5 protein-coding genes and 1 pseudogene are annotated in these 6,885 nt (G+C 58.4%); all 6 read right to left on the bottom strand.

Annotated features, from left to right (window positions below; all coding sequences use genetic code 11):
- Positions 1–2,459: VaFE repeat-containing surface-anchored protein (locus Q3981_RS09860; RefSeq protein WP_303125794.1), on the bottom strand; the 2,459-nt coding region annotated here is incomplete at its 3' end.
- Positions 2,460–2,965: 506 nt separating this feature from the next.
- The gene (gene rplE, locus Q3981_RS09865) at positions 2,966–3,520 is read right to left on the bottom strand and encodes a 50S ribosomal protein L5 (RefSeq protein ID WP_012732416.1); all 555 of its coding nucleotides are present in this window, start codon (positions 3,518–3,520) and stop codon (positions 2,966–2,968) included.
- 2 nt (positions 3,521–3,522) lie between these two features.
- The gene (gene rplX, locus Q3981_RS09870) at positions 3,523–3,837 is read right to left on the bottom strand and encodes a 50S ribosomal protein L24 (protein WP_012732417.1); all 315 of its coding nucleotides are present in this window, start codon (positions 3,835–3,837) and stop codon (positions 3,523–3,525) included.
- Positions 3,838–4,206 carry a 50S ribosomal protein L14 gene (gene rplN / locus Q3981_RS09875; protein ID WP_012732418.1) on the bottom strand — a complete coding sequence of 123 codons (369 nt, stop codon included), beginning with the start codon at positions 4,204–4,206 and terminating at the stop codon, positions 3,838–3,840. It lies immediately after the preceding gene.
- 305 nt (positions 4,207–4,511) lie between these two features.
- Entirely contained in the window at positions 4,512–6,407 is a 1,896-nt protein-coding gene (locus Q3981_RS09880; RefSeq protein ID WP_303125800.1) for a siderophore-interacting protein, read from the bottom strand.
- 209 nt (positions 6,408–6,616) lie between these two features.
- Positions 6,617–6,885: pseudogene (locus Q3981_RS09885) on the bottom strand (ABC transporter substrate-binding protein); the annotation flags it as partial.

Here is a 6,885-nt window from a genome sequence, read left to right on the forward strand (position 1 = left end):
TCCTCACTCGGGTTCTTCGGAGTTCCGTTGTCATCCACAGACGGGTTCTCGCTCTTGTCCAGCGGAACAGCCTTTTCGAAGACGACGTACTGGGTGTCCGGCTTCAGATCGGTGATCTTGCCGAAGTCAACAGTCGCGGTGCCCTTGCCATCCTTGCCGATGGTCTCGACCTTGGAGGCAGGCTTAACACCGGAGACAGGGGTGGCCTTGCCGTTTTCGACCTTCATCAACGTACCGGTGAACTCGTACTTCGTGTTAGGTGCGAATCCTTCGTAGTCGATGTGGTCCTTCACATTGATGCCATCGTGGAGCTTGGAAGCGTCAACCTTAACCGGGTTACCTTCAGCGGACTTCTTCCCGTCGACGTCAACGGTGGTCGAAATCTTCGGGTTGTCGTTAGCCGGAACCTTGGTGGACGAGGAAGCGCTGGTCGACGAGGACTCAGAAGCAGTCGAGGACGGCTTGCTGGTGGTCGAGGACTCGGATTCCTTGATCTCAGCCGGAACAGGCTTCGAGGTGGACTCGCTGGAGGTCGACGACGGCTTCACGGACGAGCTCGAGGTGCTCGAGGTGCTCGACGGAGCCGGAGTGGTCGACGAGGAGCTCTCTCCACCAGAGATGAAGGTCTGGGAATCATCGTCAGCATCCTCGTGAGTTACGGTCTCCCGCTTATCCTCACTCGGGTTCTTCGGAGTTCCGTTGTCATCAACCGAGGGGTTCTCGCTCTTATCGAGCGGAACAGCCTTTTCGAACACAACGTACTGGGTGTCCGGCTTCAGATCCGTGATCTTGCCGAAGTCCACAGTTGCGGTGCCCTTGCCATCCTTACCAATGGTCTCAACCTTGGAGGCAGGCTTCACACCGGAGACCGGGGTGGCCTTGCCGTTTTCAACCTTCATCAACGTACCGGTGAACTCGTACTTCGTGTTCGGAGCCAAGCCCTCGTAGTCGATGTGGTCCTTAACGTTAATGCCCTCATGAAGCTTGGAAGCATCAACCTTAACCGGGTTACCCTCGGCAGACTTCTTCCCGTCAACATCAACCGTGGTCGAAATCTTCGGGTTGTCATTAGCCGGAATGACCGGGGTCGACGAGGACGAAGCACTGGTCGAAGAAGACTCAGAAGCAGTCGAGGACGGCTTCTCAGACGAAGTCGTGGAGGACTCGCTGCTCGAGGTCGAGGACGGCGAGGTCACACGAGACGACGTGCTGGACGTAGCGCTATCCGAGGAGGTCGGAACGACCGGCTTCGGGGCAGAGCTGCTAGCAGACGTCGAGGACGTAGCAGACGACGACGAAGAAGAGCTCGAGGACGGGGTCTCCTTGTCCCACTTGACGTTAATGCCAGCGGTCGCGTTAGAAGGAACGTCCTTGCCTGGCTTCATCGTCATGATCCACTGAGCGTTGTCGTCGTTAGGCTTTAACAACGTACCTGCCGGAAGCTTTGACGTCTTCGTAGTCGTAGCAGAGATCTTGGCCTGGCCAGGATCAGTTCCACTAGGAATCGTCAGCTTCAGCTCGGACGGAACGGCGACTTCGTCACCGTCGTTAACGGTCTTGCCATTAGCGTCGGTGAGCTTCGCACCGGAAGGAAGGCCCTCTACTTTAATAGTTGCCTTGTCGTTGTCAGAGCTACCAGACACGGAGATCGGAATAACAGTCCCGTCACCGTTTTCAGTACGGTCACCCTGAGAAATCTTCACAGTCGCCGGTTCAGCAGACTCTTCAGTCTTGCCAGAGTAGTTCTGCGCCTCGTTGATCATGTAGTGCGCGATTTGGCGTGCCTGCTCAGTCTCGGTCGGGAGCTCCCGATCACCAATATTTCCAGGAACCCTTGGGATGTGGCGAACGACTGAGGCTTCGTCGATGTCGCGCCCTTCGAGGGCCCACCCCGCCATGGCTACTCCGGATTCGAGCGCTCTCGAATCCGCGTTCGGGACACCGGCTGCCTTAGCAACTGAGGCGAAGTCTTGGCTTTCATAAACGTCAGCCCACCGGGCGGCGAACTTCTTGCCGAGCTCGGGGTTAAACGTCTGCGTCCCACGGATGCTGTTATCCGGGGCGACGGTATTACCACGAGACTCACCGGCCGGGCCACCAAACGTGTCTACACACGCTGCCCGAATGTTGCCGTCAACGACAATATTGTTCTCTGGCTGACGTGTTAGCGGCTTGCCCTGATAGCCATGAGGGTACTTGACGTGAAAGCTAGCGCCATTCCCCTTTCCATTCCCTGGGGCAGCTAACTCCCCAACAGCCTTGGGGTCGACTTTGCCAGTCGCGCTTGCACTGGGATCGCCGATATCTGACGCTCCGTAGGCAGTTGGTGCCATGTCGGACGGTGCAAACCGTGCGACGCCCAACAGCAGGGCCATTGCGCCGATGATGGCGTAGACCACGCGTGCGCGCGACTCACCTCCCCCGGTTATTACGGCGCTTCCGCGCCTGTGGTTATGCATCTCAAAACTCCATAGAGGTAAAACAACAGTACCTATGGCCCCTATGTTGCGGAGCAGCGGTGACGTATCCACCCGTCGCCACGCTCCGGTGAAAGCTTCCTAAACGTAGAGAAACTTCTACAACATAAGTGACATGTTCACCGAAAATAGTGGCTACTGGTCCGTAAACCAAATGCTGCAGGCGGTACAAAATTACCTACGTATGCGGTATTAATTCAGGACTGCAGTCTTTTTTGTTTGATCACTACCACACCGCGTTACCCCCATTAGCGGAAGTCAGACACCCACAAATACGCACAAGCGCTGCACATAAAGTTTGCAGCTTTCGCTAACGTTGCTTCAAAGTTGAGTTTTTAGATACGAACAGCCCACCCCCATTTAGTTTTTACTGTTAACGGATTGTTATACAAATATTTTCTGTAGGGCACACGAAAAGGGGCGAGGGATGGTTATCAACCACCACTCGCCCCTACTGAGAGCCAGTAAAAGGTTCTACTTACCGCTCTTTACTTCTTAAAGGGGAAGCCCAGCTCGCGCAGCAGAGCACGGCCCTCTTCGTTATTCGTTGCGGACGTCACCACGGTGATGTTCATACCGCGGGGACGGTCGATCTTGTCCACGTCCAGCTCGTAGAACATGGACTGCTCGGACAGACCGAAGGTGTAGTTACCGTGTCCGTCGAACTGCTTATCCGACAGACCGCGGAAGTCACGAATACGCGGGAGAGCAACCGTCAGAAGGCGGTCGAGGAATTCCCACATACGGTCGCCACGGAGGGTGACGCGAGCACCGATCGGCATGCCTTCACGCAGCTTGAAGTTAGCGATAGCCTTCTTCGCGCGGCGGATCTGCGGCTTCTGACCGGTGATCAGGGTGAGGTCGTTCAGTGCGCCGTTGATCAACTTGGAGTCACGAGCAGCGTCGCCAACACCCATGTTGACAACGACCTTGGTGACACCCGGGATCTGCATGACATTCGCGTACTCGAACTCTTTGTTCAGAGTCTCACGAATCTCGCTGCGGTACCGAGTCTTCAAACGGGGGGTGTAGTTCTCGCTCATGGTTAAATGTCCTTCCCGGTACGTCGGGAGATACGGACCTTCTTGCCGTTCTCGTCGAAACGGTAACCAACACGTGTCGGGTTACCGTCAGCATCGATGATCATCACGTTAGAGACGTGGATGGGAGCTTCCTGGGTGACAATTCCACCCGACTCCGCACCGCGCTCCGGTGCTGAATTAGCGACATGCTTCTTGATGCGGTTAACACCCTCAACCAGGACCTTGTCACGCTTCGGGTAAGCCTCAATGACCTTACCTTTTGCGCCTTTGTCCGGGCCAGAGATGACGATGACGGTATCGCCCTTATGGATCTTCATTTAGAGCACCTCCGGGGCGAGCGAGACAATCTTCATGAACTTCTTGTCGCGCAACTCGCGGGCAACTGGCCCGAAAATACGCGTACCACGTGGCTCATTGTCGTTACGGATAAGAACGGCAGCGTTCTCGTCGAAACGAATGTACGAGCCATCCGGGCGGCGAGTTTCTTTCTTCGCGCGGACAATAACGGCTTTGACGATGTCGCCGGCCTTGACGTTTCCGCCGGGGGTTGCTTCCTTCACGGTGGCAACGATGACATCACCAATACCAGCGAAGCGGCGTGTGGAACCACCGAGCACACGGATGCACAGGATTTCCCGTGCACCCGTGTTATCGGCGACTCGCAAACGCGATTCCTGCTGAATCACTAGAGTCTCCTAGACCTGGGGTTGTTGCTTCGTGCGCCGGATTTCCGACCCGAACGCACCTGGTCTTGTCTGTTTTGAGATGGTTAGCCCGATTCCTCAGCCTCACCACCGCCCACACCGGGGCGACATGAGCACTGAACAGCTGGTGGTAACTGCACCCTGTCACACGCAAATTGCGCGCTGACCAGGTGAGAATCACGCCTTCCGCTTGCTATATCGCTAAAAGGGATGGCGACGTTACCACATTCGGGCAGGTTAACCACCTGCCTCAGACAACCCGAACAGTATTGCATACATCGGGACAATCATCCAACCCTGCGGGCGACAAAACGGATCGGCCCCCATCCGACCGGCTGACGGCTCTCTACTTCAAAGCCCGCGTCGCGTAATGAGGCCCGAACTTCCCGCTCCGTCGGGATCGACGCGCCTGATACCAACATGCGTTGAATGTCTGCTTCGTAGTCTTCTTCATCGCCCGACCCGTCGTCGGCAAGAACTTGGGTAACCACAACGATTAACGACACAGTGTCTTTAAGATTGGCTATAACACCAGGGCCATCTATTGGGCCATTTGAGCCCCACGGATCATGAACAACGGCAACATCGGCCCGGGGGAAGTCGAGCTGGTCCGGCGTGGGGGAAGCGGCGGACGCTGTATCTGGCTCGGCGCCCGGCGCGGTCGTGTGGGAGACCCGGGAACGTCGGGAATCATTGATCTCCGCCATGTTGAGGTCCTCGTGCTCGGGGCGATCCACGATCGTGACCGTGAGGGAGGGGTTAGTGCGGGTGAGCTCATCGGCAAGAACGGCGGCACCGGGGCCGAGGGTCAGCGCCGAGGACGCGCCGCCCAGGTCCAAGCCCGCGACCACGGCGGGGGCAACCCACCCCATGCGGAGGTTCGCGCCCACCGCCAAGCGGTTGCCCAGCTCCGGCTTGGCGTCCTGCCACTCGGCCATCGTGCGGCCGGAGGTACCCAGCTGGACGGGGTTCCCGGTGCGCAAACCCTGGCCCACGTGAATGAATGACATTGCGGGCATGGAGCCGAAGCCGGATAGGTAGCCGCCTGCCGGTGAGGTCGGATCGGCTAACTCCATGCCCACGGGAGTCAGGCCGTACGTCACCGCGTCGCTAGAGGGCTGGTCTGCGGAGGACTGATCTGCGGACGGGTTTTCGTCGTGCTCGATGGTGACCAGTTCCAGGGCGGCGAGGTACCGCATGAACCTCACCAGGCGGTCGGAGGCGATGCCGGTCTTCTCGGCCAGGGGTTCAGGGGTGGTGAAGCCGGCGTCGATCGCGGTGAAAATGCCGGCCTCGGCGGCGGCGCGGACGGCGAAGGCCGGGGCGATGTCGGCCATCTCGGAGAGACGGTTGTAGGCGGCGATGGTGCTGGTGGCTTTGCTGGCGGAGGCGTTGCCGTCGCGCCAATAACCCACGATCTGCGTGTTCTCGGGCTTGACGCCGCGTTCCTTGACCAACTTACGGATGCTGCGGAGCTGGCCGGCCTCACCGGCGCACCACACGTACGGCGTGCCCTCGGGCCAGTCCAAGGACTCGAGCGCGCTGCCGAGCGAGTGGCCTTGGGACCTCACCACCCAGTGCAGTTCCACGTCGGGGGATGGAATGTTCAACTTCTGGATTCGGTCCGGCGTGGTGACCTCAATAACCGCGACAGCCTTCAACGTGGGGTAGCTCTCTACACAACGGCCGATGGCTGGCAGCGCGGTTCCGTCCCCGGCCAGGAGCAGCCAATCCACGCCCTCGGGGAGAGCGCCACAATTCTTCGGGCCCGCCATATAAATACTGTCACCCGGCGCGACGGACTCCGACCATGCCTCGGCCAGGCCGGATCCGTGGCGCGCGAAATCAATATCGACCTCGCCAGCGTCGGCATCCCATCGGCGCACGGTGTACGTGCGGAATAGTTCGTTGATTTCCGCGGTCCACTCCAGGCGGCCGTCGCCTAACGCCCTGGGGGCTGGCCGCTCCCCTGTCTCCGGGTGGGGGAAAATCAAACGCACGTCGTCGTCGAAACCTGTGCTGATCATCTCGGGGACGTGCACGTCGCCTTGCTGGTGGGCGTCGAATTGGTCACTGGTGAAGGTGATGCGCCGCATTCCCGGGGTGATGTCTTCCACGCGGCTCACCGTGATCTCACGTAAAGAAATCGGGTAAATGTCGTGGTGACGGCTATTGCGTTTCATATGCTCATTCCTTTTAACACGTCGTGAATGTCGGCTTTATAAATTGGCTTTAACGTTCTACGGGCACGGGCACCCATCATGCCTGTACGGTTACGCCCGTACGGTACAAGAAAACCCGGGTATGCCACATGACACACCCGGGGAACCCTCATCCGATACGCCACCCCACAGCCACAGAGAAGCGTCGGCAATGAAGTAGATGAACAGCCTTACTTATTGGAGTCATCCTTCGAGTCAGACTTCTCGCCCGAGACCTTCTTCAACTCCGGCTTGATTTCCTTCAGAGCCCACTCGCGGGACAGGGAGGACGGAACGTACAGTGCCGAGGACACAGCCTTGTTGTCCTCAACCGTGGCACCGCTCTTGACCTGCTTCAAGTCGTTGTAGCCCGGCACAGCGCGCACCGCGTCCATCCCGTCGGCGGCGAACAGAACCATGAAGTCCGCGGTCAACTTGTCAATGTTCTCCGGGGAGATCA

The organism is Corynebacterium sp. (genome assembly GCF_030530965.1).
GTDB lineage: Bacteria > Actinomycetota > Actinomycetes > Mycobacteriales > Mycobacteriaceae > Corynebacterium.

What these genes read in the sequence shown, in the direction of transcription:
- rplX (WP_012732417.1), bottom strand. Translation starts at nt 3,837, where the DNA reads ATGAAGATCCATAAGGGCGATACCGTCATCGTCATCTCTGGCCCGGAC.
- Q3981_RS09880 (WP_303125800.1), bottom strand. Translation starts at nt 6,407, where the DNA reads ATGAAACGCAATAGCCGTCACCACGACATTTACCCGATTTCTTTACGT.
- rplE (WP_012732416.1), bottom strand. Translation starts at nt 3,520, where the DNA reads ATGAGCGAGAACTACACCCCCCGTTTGAAGACTCGGTACCGCAGCGAG.